The 16,032-nt window shown below is 60.9% G+C and carries 10 protein-coding genes; 2 read left to right on the forward strand and 8 right to left on the reverse strand.

Features of this window, described 5'->3' with window-relative positions:
* Positions 1 to 12: 12 nt before the first annotated feature.
* From AB8A23_RS24350 to AB8A23_RS24360, 3 genes are read right to left on the reverse strand one after another with little or no spacing between them, the layout of a single operon-like run.
* On the reverse strand, positions 13 to 3,366 hold the full coding sequence (locus AB8A23_RS24350) for an error-prone DNA polymerase (RefSeq protein ID WP_439057905.1): 3,354 nt from the start codon (positions 3,364 to 3,366) through the stop codon (positions 13 to 15).
* Entirely contained in the window at positions 3,363 to 4,949 is a 1,587-nt protein-coding gene (locus AB8A23_RS24355) for a Y-family DNA polymerase (RefSeq protein ID WP_439057904.1), read from the reverse strand. The genes AB8A23_RS24350 and AB8A23_RS24355 overlap by 4 nt, the downstream gene beginning before the upstream one ends.
* Positions 4,843 to 5,634 (reverse strand): ImuA family protein, encoded by a 792-nt coding sequence (locus AB8A23_RS24360; RefSeq protein WP_439057902.1) that lies wholly within the window; start codon positions 5,632 to 5,634, stop codon positions 4,843 to 4,845. Before AB8A23_RS24360 ends, AB8A23_RS24355 begins: the two co-directional genes overlap by 107 nt.
* Positions 5,635 to 5,796: 162 nt before the next feature.
* Here AB8A23_RS24360 and AB8A23_RS24365 point away from each other — a divergent pair, with 162 nt between their 5' ends.
* On the forward strand, positions 5,797 to 7,038 hold the full coding sequence (locus AB8A23_RS24365; protein WP_439057901.1) for a putative DNA modification/repair radical SAM protein: 1,242 nt from the start codon (positions 5,797 to 5,799) through the stop codon (positions 7,036 to 7,038).
* A 21-nt stretch (positions 7,039 to 7,059) separates the two neighbouring features.
* Positions 7,060 to 8,523 (forward strand): UdgX family uracil-DNA binding protein, encoded by a 1,464-nt coding sequence (locus tag AB8A23_RS24370; protein WP_439057899.1) that lies wholly within the window; start codon positions 7,060 to 7,062, stop codon positions 8,521 to 8,523.
* Between the two features lie 3 nt (positions 8,524 to 8,526).
* Here AB8A23_RS24370 and cnbZ read toward each other — a convergent pair whose 3' ends face one another.
* The 5 genes from cnbZ to AB8A23_RS24395 all read right to left on the reverse strand — a co-directional run bounded on the left by cnbZ (position 8,527) and on the right by AB8A23_RS24395 (position 16,031).
* Positions 8,527 to 9,270: a 2-amino-5-chloromuconate deaminase CnbZ gene (gene cnbZ / locus AB8A23_RS24375; protein ID WP_439057897.1), complete on the reverse strand. Its 744-nt coding sequence runs from the start codon at positions 9,268 to 9,270 to the stop codon at positions 8,527 to 8,529.
* Positions 9,271 to 9,397: 127 nt separating this feature from the next.
* Positions 9,398 to 12,487 (reverse strand): MexW/MexI family multidrug efflux RND transporter permease subunit, encoded by a 3,090-nt coding sequence (locus AB8A23_RS24380; protein WP_089266965.1) that lies wholly within the window; start codon positions 12,485 to 12,487, stop codon positions 9,398 to 9,400.
* 116 nt (positions 12,488 to 12,603) lie between these two features.
* A complete protein-coding gene (locus AB8A23_RS24385) occupies positions 12,604 to 13,800 on the reverse strand; it encodes an efflux RND transporter periplasmic adaptor subunit (protein WP_089266964.1) in 1,197 nt (398 codons plus the stop codon).
* 1 nt (position 13,801) lies between these two features.
* Positions 13,802 to 14,509, reverse strand: coding sequence for a TetR/AcrR family transcriptional regulator (locus tag AB8A23_RS24390; RefSeq protein ID WP_089266963.1), 708 nt, complete (start codon positions 14,507 to 14,509; stop codon positions 13,802 to 13,804).
* A 658-nt stretch (positions 14,510 to 15,167) separates the two neighbouring features.
* Positions 15,168 to 16,031 (reverse strand): sugar phosphate isomerase/epimerase family protein, encoded by an 864-nt coding sequence (locus tag AB8A23_RS24395; protein WP_439057894.1) that lies wholly within the window; start codon positions 16,029 to 16,031, stop codon positions 15,168 to 15,170.
* Between the last annotated feature and the right edge of the window lies 1 nt (position 16,032).

A 16,032-nucleotide genomic window follows, 5' to 3' on the forward strand; every position in this document is an offset into this window, starting at 1 on the left:
TCTGAACGGCGCTTAATGGAAATCTCGCGAGCGCGGCAGGATCCGTACATTGCGCGGATGGCGAATGCGCTGGGCGGGATTGTCGGGATGCTCGCGGCGATCGTCATTGATCGGCTCTGGACCTGACAGCATTTGTCGGGGTCCACCAAGCGCATCGTTGCCAAGATACTTCAGATCGTCCGAGCGATCGATCAGCCGTTCGGCAACCAGATGGACGACCTTTTCTGGACTGCTCTGGATGCGCCCCTCGACCAGGATGAGTCTGGAACCCATGACCTCCCTGCGAAACTGCTCCATCACCTTCGGCCAGACCACGATATTGGCGATGCCGGTCTCGTCCTCCAGTGTCATGAAGACCACGCCATTGGCACTACCCGGCCGCTGCCGCACCAGCACGACGCCGGCACAACGCACGCGCCGTCTGTCATTGGCATCCACAATGCTCGCGCAGGTCACCACTTTTTCCCGCGTGAAATTCGCGCGCAAGAACTCCATCAGATGTCCCTTCAGTGACAGCCGGATAGTCTGATAATCGGCGACCACCTGTTCGGGCAAAGGCATCTCAGGCAGAGGCTTCGCATTCTCGTCCGGCTGCTCGCGTGCGGTCGCAACTTCGAACAACGGCAACGGCACATCATCGGGTAATCGCCTTACCGCCCATAGTGCGGCACGGCGATCGAGCCCGATCGAGCGAAATGCATCGGCATCGGCCAGCATGATCAGCGCGCGTTTTGGCAAAGCGGTATCGCGGGCGAAATCTTCCAGCGAGGTGAAAGGCTGTCGCTCTCGCGCGGCAACGATGCGCTCGCCCCAGTCTTCTCCCGGCGGTTTGCCAGCTTTTTCACGTTCGCGCTTCTCATCCGGATCCGCCCATTTGAATCCATCGATCTGGCGAAAGCCGAGGCGAACGGCGCAATAGTCTCCACTGGGTTCTTCCAGCGTATTCTGCGAATGACTGAAGGATACATCGATCTGGCGCACATCGACGTCGTTGTCGCGCGCGTCGCGCACGATCTGCGAAGGTGCGTAAAATCCCATCGGTTGCGAATTCAAGAGCCCGCAGCAGAATACATCCGGATGATAATGTTTCAGCCATGACGAGACATAGACCAATTGCGCAAAACTCGCCGCATGGCTCTCGGGAAAACCGTAGCTGCCAAAGCCCTTGATCTGATCGAAGCAACTGGTGGCGAAAGCCTTGTCGTAACCACGGTCGATCATCTTGCCGACCATCTTCTCCTCGAACGTATGCATGGTGCCGACATTGCGAAACGTCGCCATGGCGCGGCGCAGACCGTTAGCCTCCTCCGGAGTGAAATGCGCCGCTTCAATCGCGATGCGCATGGCTTGTTCCTGGAACAACGGCACGCCGAGGGTTTTGTGCAGAACCTTGCGCAACTCATTTTCATCCCCCCCTTTGGGGTGTGGATATTCGATATCTTCCGGCTTCATCGCCCGTCGTTTTAGATAGGGATGCACCATGTTTCCCTGGATCGGCCCCGGACGAACGATCGCCACCTCGATGACAAGGTCGTAGAATGTCTTCGGCTTCAGCCGCGGCAGCATATTCATCTGCGCGCGGCTTTCGACCTGGAACACGCCCAGAGATTCACCGCGTTGGAGCATCGCGAAAACCGGTGGGGCATCCTTGGCCTCCGCTTTGATGTCCTTGAGTTCGTAGCGCCTCTCCTTGTGACGAAAGATCAGATCAAAACATTTGCGGATGCAGGTCAGCATGCCTAACGCCAGCACATCCACCTTCATCATCTTCATGGTGTCGACGTCGTCCTTGTCCCATTCGATGAAGGTACGATCATCCATTGCCGCATTGCCGATCGGCACATAGGTGTCGAGCCGGTCCTGCGTCAGCACATAGCCACCGACATGCTGCGACAGATGGCGCGGGAACTCGATCAGCTCGGTGGCAAGTTCGACGGCCCGCACGATCATCGGATTGGACGGATCAAGCCCTGCCTGCTTGACCTGCATCTCGTTGAGGCCTTTGCCCCAACTGCCCCAGACAGTATCGGCCAGCGCCGAGGTGACGTCTTCGGTCAGTCCCAGCGCCTTGCCGACATCGCGGATCGCCGAGCGCGGGCGGTAATGAATAACGGTGGCGATGATCGCCGCGCGATGACGTCCGTATCTTTTGTAGACATACTGCATCACCTCCTCGCGCCGGACGTGTTCGAAATCGACGTCGATATCCGGAGGCTCCAGACGTTCCTTGGAGATGAAGCGCTCGAACAGGAGATCGACCTCGGCGGGATTCACCGAGGTGATGTCGAGCATATAGCAAACCGCTGAATTGGCAGCTGATCCCCGCCCCTGACACAGGATATTCTGGCTGCGCGCATAGCGGACGATATCGTGGACAGTCAGAAAATAATGCGCATAGCCGAGCTCCTTAATGAGCGCGAGTTCCTTTTCCAAGGTGGCAACAAGCTTCGGATCTTCTGTCTTAGGAAAATGCCGTTTCATTCCTTCCCAGGTCAGATCTTCAAGATGCTGCTGCGCGGTCTTTCCCGGCGGCACCGGTTCGTCGGGATATTGGTATTGGAGTTGGTTCAATGAAAACGTGATGCGATCGGCAAAACGGATGGTTTCACAGATCGCATCGGGATAATCGCGAAACAATCTGACCATCTCGGCCGCTGGCTTGAGATGCCGCTCGGCATTCATTTCCAGCACGCGGCCGGCCTGCTCGATAGTGGTCTTCTCGCGAATACAACTGACCACGTCCTGCAGTATGCGGCGATTTGGCGTGTGATAGAGCACGTCATTGGTGGCGATCAGAGGCACGCGCGCGGTGGATGCGATGCGCTGCAGCTTCGCCAAACGACGCCTGTCATCCCCGCGATGAAACGGACTGGCGCCAAGCCAGATGCCTTCCGCCAGCAGGCCCGATAGTGCATCGAGCGTGCGCAGGACAAGATCACTGTCGATCCGATAGGTCGGCATTAGAACAAGCAACACCCCTTCGCTAAACTCCGCGAGATCGCCGAGCTGCAGCAGGCATTCACCCTTGTTGCCGCGCAACTTGCCCATGCTGAGCAACCGGCACAGTCGGCCATAGGCAGCGCGGTCGCACGGATAGGCAAGGATGTCAGGCGTGCCGTCATTGAAGACCAGCCGTGTGCCGATCAGAAGCTTCGGTTTGTAGACAAGATCCTTGTGGTCCAGCTCGGCAAAGGCACGCACCACACCGGCCATGGTGTTGTGATCGGCAATGCCGATGGCATAAAGCCGCTCGATACTGGCCTGATGCACATAGTTCTGCGGATGCGACGCGCCGCGCAGGAACGAGAAATTGCTGGTGACGCCAATCTCGGCATAATCAGGCGCGCCGGCGCCGCCCGTGCTCATGCGAACAGCCCATGCACGAACCATTGCGGCGAAACGACTTGATTGTCCGCATCCCTGATCTCGCCATACAGCCCGTCGCGGAAGAGCCAGAAGCGTTGACCTGCCTCATCCTCGACACGAAAGTAATCGCGCGTCGGCTTCGCCTCCTGCGAACGCCACCACTCCATCGACACACGCTCCGGACCTTCCACATGAACGACGTTGTGAGAGACGCGTCGCCAGGTGAATTTCTTAGGCGGCTTGTCTGGAAACTCCGCGAGCGGGACTTCGATCACCTCAGGCTGCTCGAACAACCGTAACGGCCGCAATGGCGGCTCGTCTTCACGCACCGGCCATGCTGCCTGCATGGCGGCAGCCAGATGATGCTGTGCCGGCACCCCCAGCATCGCGCGTTCGGGAACGTGGCTCTCGACGGGCAGATAAACCAACACACGCCGCGACCCGATCCGCGCAGCAATACGGTCGATCAAGTCGGCCAGTTCATCGTTCGCATGCACATTGGCATCGAGATCGCGCTGCTGCTGCACGACAATCTCGGTGCGGCTGGCCGACAGGCGGATCATATCGAAACCGAAGCCGGGATCGAGCGGATCGGCAATCGCGTCCAGTCGCTCGCGGAACAACCGGTCGATCACCTCGCCCTTGGTCACCGGCAGGCCGGTTTCCGCGGTGATCACCCGCACCGCGCCGTCGGTGCGAAAGAACGCAGCTTCGAGCCGCCGCGCGCCCTTGCCCTGCCTGTCCATCGCATCGATCAGCGTGCGCGCCAGCTTAGCCAGTGTCAGCGTAATCACGCCATCGGTGGCGATCGGTTCGGCGAAGCGTTGCTCGACGATATAATCCGGCAGCGGCTTGCGCGGGGAAATCGGTGCATCGCTTTGCCCCAGCGCCTGTTCCAGCAGCGTCGTGAATTCCGCGCCGAAACGTGCGGTGATTTCGGGGCGCGAGCGCGAGGCGACATCGCCGATGGTCTTCAAGCCGGCGCGGCGCAATCCACGGGTGATCGCCTCATCGGCGCCGAGCGTGAACAACGGCAGCGACGTCACTGCCTTGGCCTCCTCGCCCGCGGCGATGATCCGGCCATGTGCATATCGACTGAGCGTGCGCGCGCATGTCGATGTCCCCGCAATCGCTGCACTGACAATAAAACCCTGCCGCGACAGCGCCGCGCAGAGCTGCTCCATCAGTGCGGCCTCGCCACCGAACAGATGGGCACAGCCGGTGATGTCGAGAAACAGACCATGCGGCAGATCCAGCGCCACCAGTGGCGTGAAGCGGTCGCACCAATCGGCGATGTCGGTCAGTACCTGCGTATCGGCGACAGGATCGGCATCGAACACCTGAATGTCCGGACAGACCGCACGGGCATTGGCAAGCGGCAGACCTGGTTCAAGGCCGAGCTTCGCCGCGGCATCGTCCAGCGCGGAAATCTGCAGCGCATTGCTTTGCTTGGCGACGACGATACTTGCTTGCAGATTAGCTGGCACGCCGTTGCGCGCGAGCTGACGTTTGATGCGGTCGGTTGGCAGGCGCGGCAGCCACAGGCTGAGGATGCGCCGATGTGTCACGGAAAACGCACTCATCACACTTCCATTCCATGATCCATTGCCCGTTCGGGCCGTGACGATTTCGAACCAGTTGCACATCGAGCATGGGCGCGCCCCATGATTGCCAGGTCTTGAATGGCGGCGAATGCGCGGAGCGGATGATCCAGCGAGTTTCCGCCGTACTCGAGGCCGGAACGCCTGCAGTCCGCAGCAACAGGCACGTGACGCCCGAGCCGCGCGCCGCCAGCGTGAGCTTGCGGCTGGCGACGAGGTCGAACTGCTTGCTGTCGCCCCAGGTTTCCAGCACGACGCTGCCCAGCGCGTCGCAGGCCAGCGCATCAGCCGTGGTCCGCAATGCCGTCTCGACATCGGGCGCGCGCACGGTGACCAGCAGGCGCGGATCGAGACCGAGTTCGCGCCAGCCGCTCATGGCCAGCGCGCCGCATTCGCGTTCGGAGAAATCCTGCCGGATCCACAGCAGCGGCCGCTTTGCCGAGACACGATGCGCGAGGCCGGCGACAAAGCCCGTGGCCGCCGCGCTGTGCCGGCCTTCGGCGAACACCTCATGCATGGTGCCACGCGTGAGGCCGCCTTGCAGTGCCGCGTCCGCCTCGGCATGACCGAGCGACACGCGATCCGGCGCATAGGTATCGCTGTGGGTCTCGATGCGTTCAATGCTGCCGCGCAATTGCGCGAGCGTGGTCATGCGTGCGCCGGTCATGCGCCGCTCCTCGAAATTGTTTTGCCGTGGCGGGTTTTTAGTGAACCCATTGCCGGCCCATTTGTTCATGATATGTTCTAATATAAAGCTAAGATGGCAAGCCGAGTCAATCGGGATCATCAGCCACTTTTTTAGCGTTTGGAATCAAAGGGATTTTTGAACATGGACGTGAAGCGCAAGCTGGAGATCCTGGCGGATGCCGCGAAATACGACGCGTCCTGTGCGTCCAGCGGTACCGAGAAACGGGACTCCCGCGACGGCAAAGGCATCGGCTCGACCGACGCAGGCATGGGGATCTGTCATTCCTATGCGCCGGACGGCCGTTGCATCTCGCTGCTGAAGATCCTGCTCACCAATGCCTGCAATTACGATTGTCTTTATTGCGTCAACCGGGCGTCCAGCAATGTGACGCGCGCCCGCTTCACCGTGGAGGAAGTGGTGCAACTGACGCTGGATTTCTATCGACGCAATTACATCGAGGGACTGTTTCTCTCGTCGGGCATCATCCGCAGCGCCGATTACACGATGGAACAGGTTGTCGCCGTCGCGCGAAAACTGCGCGAGGAGCATCACTTCCGCGGCTATATTCACCTCAAGACCATTCCGGAAGCCGACGACGCGCTGATCACCGAGGCCGGCACATATGCCGACCGGCTCTCGATCAATATCGAGGTGCCCGAAGAAGACAGCCTGGCAAAGCTGGCGCCGGAGAAAGACGTCCGCGCCATTCGTCGCACCATGGGTCGATTGCGGTTGAAGCTCGATGAAGCCCGCGAGGGTCGCAAGCCGACGCCGCGCGGCAAGGTCGGGCCGCGTTTTGCGCCAGCCGGCCAGAGCACGCAGATGATCGTCGGCGCCGACAGCTCCAATGATTCAACCATCATCCGGACTTCGGCTAATCTGTACGGGTCCTACAATCTGAAGCGTGTCTATTACTCCGCTTTCAGCCCGATCCCCGATGCCAGCCGCGCACTGCCGCTGCGCGCCCCGCCGCTGCTCCGCGAGCATCGGCTGTATCAGGCTGACTGGTTGATGCGCTTCTACGGCTTCGACGCCGACGAGATCGTCGATGACAATGACGGCATGCTGTCGCTGGACATGGATCCGAAGCTCGCCTGGGCGCTGCGAAACCGCGACCGCTTCCCGCTCGACGTCAACCGCGCCAGCCGTGAAGACCTTTTGCGCGTGCCCGGTTTCGGCGCCAAGGCCGTGCAGCGGATCATCGAAACGCGCCGCATCTCGTCGATCCGCGTTGGCGATCTCGCCCGGCTGCATATCTCGCGGAACAAGGCACTGCCTTTCATCGTTCTTCCGGATCACCGCCCCGCCGTGAATTTGCTGGACGGCGCGAGACTGGCGCAGCGTTTCAAGCCGAAGGCGACGCAATTGGGATTTGGGTTCTAGAATTTCATTTCAGGAGAACCGATGCACACCATAGTGCTGGACAGCGACACCGATTTCGAAGGCTGGCGCAAGGCGGCACGCAAACTGGCGATCAACGACATTGCTCCCACTGACGTGACATGGACGGTTGCAGGCGCCGAGCCTGAATTGTTTCCGGCCTCGCCCGAGACGTTGCTCTCTGACGCCACGCAAGGCACTTTCAACGTCTCGGCCAAATTCGTCGAACTGGCGCACACCGCGATCCTGCATCGCGATCCCGAACGCTTCGCCCTGCTCTATCGCTTGCTGTGGCGGCTGCGCGACAATCCCAATCTGATCCACGTCGCGATCGATTCCGACATCGCTAAATTGCAGGCGATGGCCAAGGCTGTCCGGCGCGACGAACACAAGATGCATGCTTTCGTGCGGTTTCGCGAAATCGGCCGTGAGCCGAAGTCGCATTTCGTCGCCTGGTTCGAGCCCGAACATCACATCGTCGAACTCGCGGCGCCGTTCTTCGCGCGGCGCTTTGCCGACATGGCGTGGTCGATCCTGACGCCGGATCTCTGCGCGCATTGGGATGGCCATGCGATTTCCACCACGCCCGGTGTCAGCAAGTCGGATGCGCCGACGAAAGATCGGCTCGAAGAGGTGTGGCTGACCTATTACGCCAACATCTTCAATCCGGCGCGGTTGAAGACCAAGGCGATGCAGAACGAGATGCCGAAGAAATACTGGCGCAACTTGCCCGAAGCCGCGCTGATCAAACCGCTGATCGCGCAAGCTGAACGCATCACAGGTGACATGATCGCGGCAGAAGCCAGCGCGCCCAAGAAACCGCAACGTCGGGAGGAGACGATGGTCAAGTCGCATGCGACCAAAACAGCCGAACATACCGGGAAGGAAAGTCTTGCCGCATTGCGCGACGAAGCCGCCGATTGCCGTGCCTGCCATTTGTGGAAAGATGCGACGCAAACCGTGTTCGGCGAAGGCCCGCAGCATGCTTCTGTGATGATGGTTGGCGAACAGCCCGGCGACAAAGAAGACCTTGCCGGTAAGCCATTCGTCGGACCAGCCGGACAGATGCTCGACAAGGCGCTGAAGGAAGCCGGCATTGTCAGGGACAAGGTTTATGTCACCAATGCCGTAAAGCATTTCAAATTTGTGCCGCGCGGAAAATTCCGTCTGCACCAGAAACCGGCGACGCCGGAAATCAAGGCGTGCCGTCCCTGGTATGAGCGCGAAAAAGCGTCCGTGAAACCCGAGCTCGTCGTCGCGATGGGCGCGACAGCCGCGCAAAGCGTGCTCGGCAAGATCACGCCGATCGGCAAGACTCGTGGCCGTATTATCGAGGCTGACGACGGCACACAGGTTCTCGTGACCGTGCATCCATCCTATCTGCTACGACTGCCCGACGAGGATGCCAAGGCACGCGAATATGCGCATTTCGTCGAAGACCTGCGCATCGTCGCCGCGCATCTCTGCAAATCAGCGCGCGCTGCCTGACGGTCAGATCACGAATTCACGCATCACACGCCGCGTATCCATCTCGAATTCGAGATCGACCACCGGCGGCCGCGCAAAATGCCAGGTCATGCCCTGCCGCGACGCACCGCGCTTAGCCAATTCATCGGCCACCACGGGATGGAAATCCTGTACCGTGTAAATCTGCGTCGCGGTGGTGTCCTTCCACGAGAAGCCGAAGGCGCCGAGGCGTTCTTCCATATTGCTCATGGTCATCCGCGTTTTCTCCCGGAATGCGTCCAGCGAGGTCTCGCGATAGCGCGTGATGCGCTCGGGATATGTTCCAGGACCGCCGCGCGCTTCAGCACCACCCGCAATCACGAAAGTCGGCTTGGCACCGAGCGACGGCCGCGTGAACGAGAACGCGTAAAACGACGGTTCACTTGGCGGATCGATCTCGAGGCACACATTGCTGCGCGCGACGGGATTATTCGTGCCGTCAAAGATGCCCCATTCAGCAAGCGTCTTGACATAGTGCTCGTTGAATGTCCGGAAGCCAGCTTCGTCGACCACTGCAGGCGAGCGCAACTCGCAGGCGCAGAACGATGTCAGCGGGCGATCCGCCGCGAGAATGTAATCGGCAATACGCGCAAACCCATCGGCCAATGGCAGCCACGTGTCGAAACGAACGCGCTCGATCTCGAAATCCGCATTGGCGGCAACGCCGCTGGAATACTGAAAAACTGCGGGAAGATAGCGATAATTGCCGGCCGGAAAATCGCGCGTCATGGGATGGGTCCTGTGGAGGCCATGCGGGCCGCCAAAAGATAATGGCGGATCGCATGAAGCGATCCGCCATCCAACCTCAAACCATGTGTCCCCGCAAGCTCAGCTTCGCAAGGCTGCGTCCGTGCGATCAGGCAGTCCGCGTATGCTCCAGATCGAATTCCTCGATCTGCTTGGCGCGCTCCGTCTCTTTGCCGGCGCGGTGATCGGTGGCGATGGCCACGTAAACCGCGGGCAGCACGAACAACGTGAACAGCGTACCGATCATCATGCCGGAGACGACCACGAGGCCGATCGAGAAGCGACTCGCAGCACCTGCGCCCGCCGCGGTCAGCAACGGCAACAGGCCGGTGACCATCGCAGCCGTGGTCATCAGGATCGGACGCAGACGCACGCGGGCAGCCATCTCGATGGCCGAACGACGATCGAGACCTTCCTTGAGCTGCAGTTCGTTGGCGAACTCCACCATCAGGATGCCGTGCTTCGAGATCAGACCGACCAGCGTCAGCAAGCCGACCTGCGTGTAGATGTTGATCGTCGCCATGCCGAAGAACAGCGGGATCAGCGCGCCCAGGATCGCCATCGGCACCGTGATCATGATCACCAGCGGATCGCGCAGACTTTCGAACTGCGCTGCCAGCACCAGGAAGATGATGATCAGCGCGAAGCCGAACGCCACCGCGAGCTGGTTGCCTTCCTGCACATATTGTCGGCTGTCGGCGAGGTAGTCGTGATTGAAGCCCGACGGCAGTTGCTTGGCGGCGCCCTCAAGAAAGTCGACCGCCTGCCCCACCGTCACGCCGGGCATCGGCACCGCCTGGAAGGTCGCCGAATTCAGCTGGTTGTAGTGCGACAGTGCGTTCGGGTTGGTTCCGGTCTCCACCTTCACCAGCGTCGATAACGGCACCTGCTGACCCGTGATCGTCGGCACATAGTAGTTCGCCAGCGAATCCTGCGAGAGCCGCATGCCGCGCGGCACCTGCGGGATCACCTGATAGGAGCGCCCCTCGAGGTTGAAGCGGTTGGTATAGTTGCCGCCGAGCAGCGTCGCCAGCGTATTGCCAATGCTCGACATCGTAATGCCGAGGTCGTTGGCCTTGGAGCGATCGATGGAGACGCGCACCACCGGCTGATTGAAATCGAGATCGCTGTCGCTGACGATGAACAGGCCGCTCTTGCGCGCGGTGTCCTTCAACTTGACCATCTCCTCATAGACCGACTGGAAGCCGTTGGTCGAACTGATCACCATCTGGATCGGCAGACCGCCGGGACCGCCCGGCAGCGCCGGAAGGTTGAATGCAAAGGCGTTGACACCCTCGATCTTGCTGAGTTCAGCCTGCACCAGCGGCTTCAGCTGCGTGGACGAACGCTTGCGCTCGTCCCACGGCTTCAGCAGCATGCCGGCGATACCGTTGCTCGGACCGTTGGTGCCGTTGATGATGAAGCGCAGATCGGTTTCCGGGAACTTCTTGAACGCCTCGTCCATGCGATCGCCGTAGAAATCCGCGTAGTCGATATTGGCGTATTTCGGTGCCTTGGTCACTGCAAACAGAATGCCCTGATCTTCCTCGGGCGCCAGCTCCTTCGACGTGTTCATGTACATGAAGCCGACGAGACCGAGGATCACAACGGCGAACATGGCCGTGATGGGGCGATAGTCCAGCGAGCGATCGAGCTGCCGGCCATACCAGCGCGTGGTGGCGCCAAACACCTTGTCCACCTTCTTGGCGAACCAGCCCGGCTCTTCCTGCTTCAACAGCACCGAGCACATCATCGGTGACAGCGTCAGCGCGATAACGCCGGATACGATCACCGAGCCCGCCAGCGTGAAGGCGAATTCGCGGAACAGCGCACCGGTCAAACCGCCGATGAAGCCGATCGGCGCATACACCGCCGCCAGCGTGATGGTCATGGAGATGACCGGACCAACGATCTCGCGCGCGCCTTCCAGCGACGCCTGCACCGGCGATTTGCCCTCCTCCAGATGGCGGTGGATGTTCTCCACCACCACGATGGCGTCGTCGACCACGAGGCCGATGGCGAGCACCATCGCCAGCAAGGTCAGCAGATTGATGCTGAAGCCCATGACGAGCATGAGGCTGCAGACGCCGACCAGCGACAGCGGAATCGTCACCACCGGAATGATGACCGAGCGGAACGAAGCCAGGAACAGGAAGATCACCACGATCACGATGCCGACGGCTTCGATCAGCGTGTTCTGAACTTCCTCGATCGACGACGTGATGAACTTGGTGGAGTCGTAGGCGACCTTCATCTTCAGCGATGGCGGCAGGTTACGCTCGAGTTCGGGGAACAGCGCGCGCACGCCCTTGACGATGTTGAGCGGATTGCCGAGCGGCGTCGCCTGCACGCCGATAAAGATCGCGCGCTCGCCACTAAACGCCACGCTCGCGTCCGTACTCTGCGCGGCAAGCTCGATGGTGGCGATATCCTCCATACGGACAAAGCCGCCGTCCTTGGCTTTCACCGTCATGCGCTTGAATTGCTCGACGTTCTGCAGGTCGGTATTCGCCGTCACATTGGAGACGATGTAATAGCCCTTGGTCTGACCGGCTGCCGCCTGGAAGTTGTTGGCGCGGATCGCCGCAGCGACATCGTCCGGAGATACCCCGCGGCCCTGCATGCGTAGCGGATCGAGCCACAGGCGCATGGCGAAGGTCTGACCGCCGAGGATTTCGGCCGACGCCACGCCGTCCACAGTCGACAGGATCGGCTGCACCGCGCGCGTCAGGTAGTCGGAGATCGCCGAGCCGGACAGTTCCTCACTGGAGAAGCCGAGATACATCACCGCCGTCGTCGACCCCGTGGACTTCAGAATGACAGGGTCATTCGCTTCGCGCGGGATCAGATATTTGACCGAATTGACCTTCGACAGCACTTCGGTGAGAGCGGCATTGGGATCGACGTTGAGCTTGATATAGACCGAGATCAGGCTCTGGCCCTGCGTCGATGCTGACGTCATGTAGTCGATGCCTTCAGCAGCCGCGACGGCCTGCTCGATCGGCGTGGTGATAAAGCCCTGCATCAGGTCCGGCGACGCGCCGGGATATACCGTGGTGACGGTGATCACGGTATTCGACAGTTTCGGATACTGACGGATCGGCAGGCTGGTTGCAGCCTTGAAACCGATCAGCAGGATCAGCAGGCTGACGACCAGCGCCAGCACCGGGCGCTTGATGAAGATATCCGTGAAGACCATTGCGGTCGCTCCGTCATCGGCACCATCTGCCGGCCATCACAGGCCGCGCGACGATGCGAGAAAATTCATTCAGATGAACCGGGACGGACCGCATGTCGCGGCCCGTCCATCGGGTTTCAGTTCAGCGGCGGCTTCGCCGGAATCTGCGGTAATGGATCGGTCGAGATCGACACCAGCGCGCCGGACTGCAACTTGAGCTGTCCGACCGCCACGACACGATCACCGGCTTTCAGGCCCTGCGTGATCACCGCACGGCCATCGATGCGATCGCCCGTGCGCACGAAGGTGCGCACCGCCGAGAGCTCGGTCTTGCCATCGTCGGTCTTCTTCTCGGTGATCAGGTAAACCGAGTCACCATAAAGCGTGTAGTCGACTGCGGTTTCCGGCACGGTGATCACAGCCGGCTTGTCCGGCAGCACGACGGTCGTGGTCGCGAACATGCCCGGCTTCAGGATGCCTTCCGGATTCTGCAGCGTCGCCTGAACACGAATGTTGCGCGTATCGGCGCTGATCTGTGGCTCGATCGTGGTGATCTTGCCCTCGAACTTGCGGCCCGGATAAGCGTCCACCGAAATGCGCACAGCCTGACCGACCTGCAGCTTGCCGGAGTCTTTTTCCGTGACCGTGAAGTTGTTGTAGACGGCGGACAGATCGGTGAGCGACACGATCTGCGTGCCGGCCGTCAGGTACTGGCCGACTTCGACCCGACGCGTGCCGAGCACGCCGTCGAACGGCGCGCGCACCTGCTTCTGCGAAATCACCGCTTCGGTCTTGGCGATATTGGCCTGCGCCTGATCATACGCCGCCTGCGTGGTGTCGACGGTGGCCTGCGGACCAACCTGACGCTCGGCGAGCTGTTTGGCGCGGTCGAGATTGATGCGCGCAACAGTGGCAGCCGCCTTGAAGTTGGCGAGGTCGCCCTGGTCCGGACCGTCGAACAGTTGCACCAGCGGCTGGCCAGCCTTGACGGTCGCGCCCGCAGTGAACTGGATGTCGGTAATGCGGCCGTTGACGTCGGAGGTGACGTTAACCTGATGCACGGCGGCGAGATCGCCGACGGCGCTGATCAGGTTGGGCACCACTTCGGACTTGGCATCCGCAACACTCACCACAGTCGGCGGCGGCTTCATGGTGGCGAAGAACTGCTTGATCATGTGGGCGCGGAACGCGTTGAAGCCCACCAGGCCGCCCACCAGGATCGCCAGCAGGATGCCGACGATGATGAACCAACGCACCATCCGCGGACGCGGACGGGGCTTCTCGACAGTCGCACGCGGCGCCGTAGTGCTGTTGGGTTCGGTCGTGAGTGTCATGTCATGCGCTTTCTGTCGTAGTCGCTGGCATCAGGTACGCCGGAAGCTCGCGATCGATATACGTCGCGATCGCCGTGTCTTTCAGTCCGATACCGCGGAGAATAAACTCACAAAGTTGCCGCTCGTTGTCGGCGGTGCTGGCATAAGGCAAACAGGGAACCGAGGGAAGGCGCGATAATGCCGCCATCATCGCGGTGTTGTGCGCAAACCAGAAAAGACCCATCGGCTCTTTTCCGATCCGGACCGCGTCGTTTGTCCGGACAGCGTGTTCAAGTGACGCCGTAAAGGTCGGGCCGATCAGTTCTCCGATCTTGTCAAACAGCAGCCGGGCGAATTCACCGTCCTGCAACTGGCTGATGACCATTAGCCGCAGGCGCTGCGCCTCTTCATGATCGGGATCGGGATCGCGCGGAATGTCGAGGAAGTGCCCGACCATGCCGCGAATCAAAATCACCAGCGTCTCGGTCGACGGCGGCAGACCGAGCAGCTTGTTCAGTCCGGGGTCGGCTTCGCATTCCTCCGCCAGGATCTCGGCATAGAGCGCCGACTTGGTCGGGAAGTGCTTGAACAGCAAGCCTTCCGAAATCGACGCTGCAGCCGCCACGCTCTTGGTCGTGGTGCCGGCAAATCCATTGCGCGCAAAGCATCGCTTCGCCGCGCTGAGGATCAGCTCGCGCCTGAGGTCATGGGTCATTCGAAGTGTGCTCATAGCGTCGTGAGTAAGCACTCACCTCTATTCGTGTCAAGAAAATGGTGCATCGCATCCGGAGAATGACTGCAGGTGGTATCTGGCCGCCACAGTGTTGCATTCTCGCGACGCCAATGCGCCGGAGTTATGCGGTCCCCTCAAGATGAGGGGTGGCAGCACGCCGTGAGGCGCAAAGGGTGGTTTTTATCGCGATCCGCTCCGCCGGAACGCCGGTAATCCGCAACCGCGCAACGCCACACGGCGCGCCACACCGCAGACAAGTTTACGCAGTCTGCGACTGCTAGGGGCGATTTCTTTCCCCAGGGCCGTGCTTCCTGGGACGTGGCGCCGACCGGTTTCCCCGCTTTTGCCTGTCCCAGTCCAGCCGTTTCCGTCAGAGCCTGTAGTGGGCCCGGACGGCTACCCAGGGCCTCCCGAGTGCGCGAGGGAACGTCTCCCTCCCGCCCGTAGGCGCCGCAATCCCAGCTCCACCTCAAGACGCCTCTAGAAGCGCCCTCGCGAACTGATGAGCGGAGGACAGTCCTTCTAGGTATATTGTCAAGATATATAGGAAAAAATGTTTAAACTCTACCTCTCAATGGTCATTCCCGGGGCGCGCTCTTGCGCGAGCCCGGAATGACAATTGAGAGGTTCGTGCGTTTCGGCACTACACCGTGAGTTACACCACCGTCTTGTGACGCTCAATGCAGGTCGTCAGCACCTCGTCCATCGGCTTGCTCCACCAGTTCTCCGAGAAGATCTCGATCTCGGAGTAACCGGCGAAGCCCTGCGTCTCGACAGCCGCGCGGGCGGATTTGATATCGATGACGCCGTCGCCCATCATGCCGCGGTCGTTGAGGATGTCCTTGGTCGGGACCAGCCAGTCGCAGACGTGAAATGCGAGCAGACGATCCTGCCCTGCCCGCGCGATCTGGGCATGCAGTTCGGGGTCCCACCAGATGTGATAGACGTCGAGGGCGACGCCGAGCATGCCGGTGCGGTTGGGATCGAGCCGGTCGCAGATGTCGAGCGCCTGTTCGGTGGTGTTCACGCAGGCTCGGTCGGCCGCATAAGCCGGATGCAGCGGCTCGATGGCCAGCGGCATCTTCGCCTGCCTCGCATATTCCATCATCTCGGCGATGCCATCATCGACCTGCGCACGCGCATTGATGATGTTCTTCGACGGCGCAGAGCCCGGCCGCGAATATTGCGGCAGGCCGCCGACGACCAGCACGATGCACGGTGAGCCCAATGCCACCGCTTCATCGACGCAGCGCTTGTTGTCGTCGCGCTGCTGCTGGCGATGGGCTTCGTCCGAGACGAACATGCCGCCGCGGCAATAGCCGGACAGTTCGAGGTCGTGATCCCGCACCGCCTTCACGGCCTTGTCCAGACCGACGGCGGCCACCTGATCGCGCCACGGCGAGACGCCGCGGATCTTGTGACGCGCACAGGCTTCGGCGATCGCGACAAAGTCACCCTGCTTGCGGACCGTCGCCGTGTTCAGCGACAGCCAGCGATGGTCGTTGGAAAAGTCACGCATC

Source organism: Tardiphaga sp. 619_E2_N8_4 (assembly GCF_051810905.1).
Taxonomy (GTDB): Bacteria; Pseudomonadota; Alphaproteobacteria; order Rhizobiales; family Xanthobacteraceae; genus Tardiphaga; species Tardiphaga robiniae.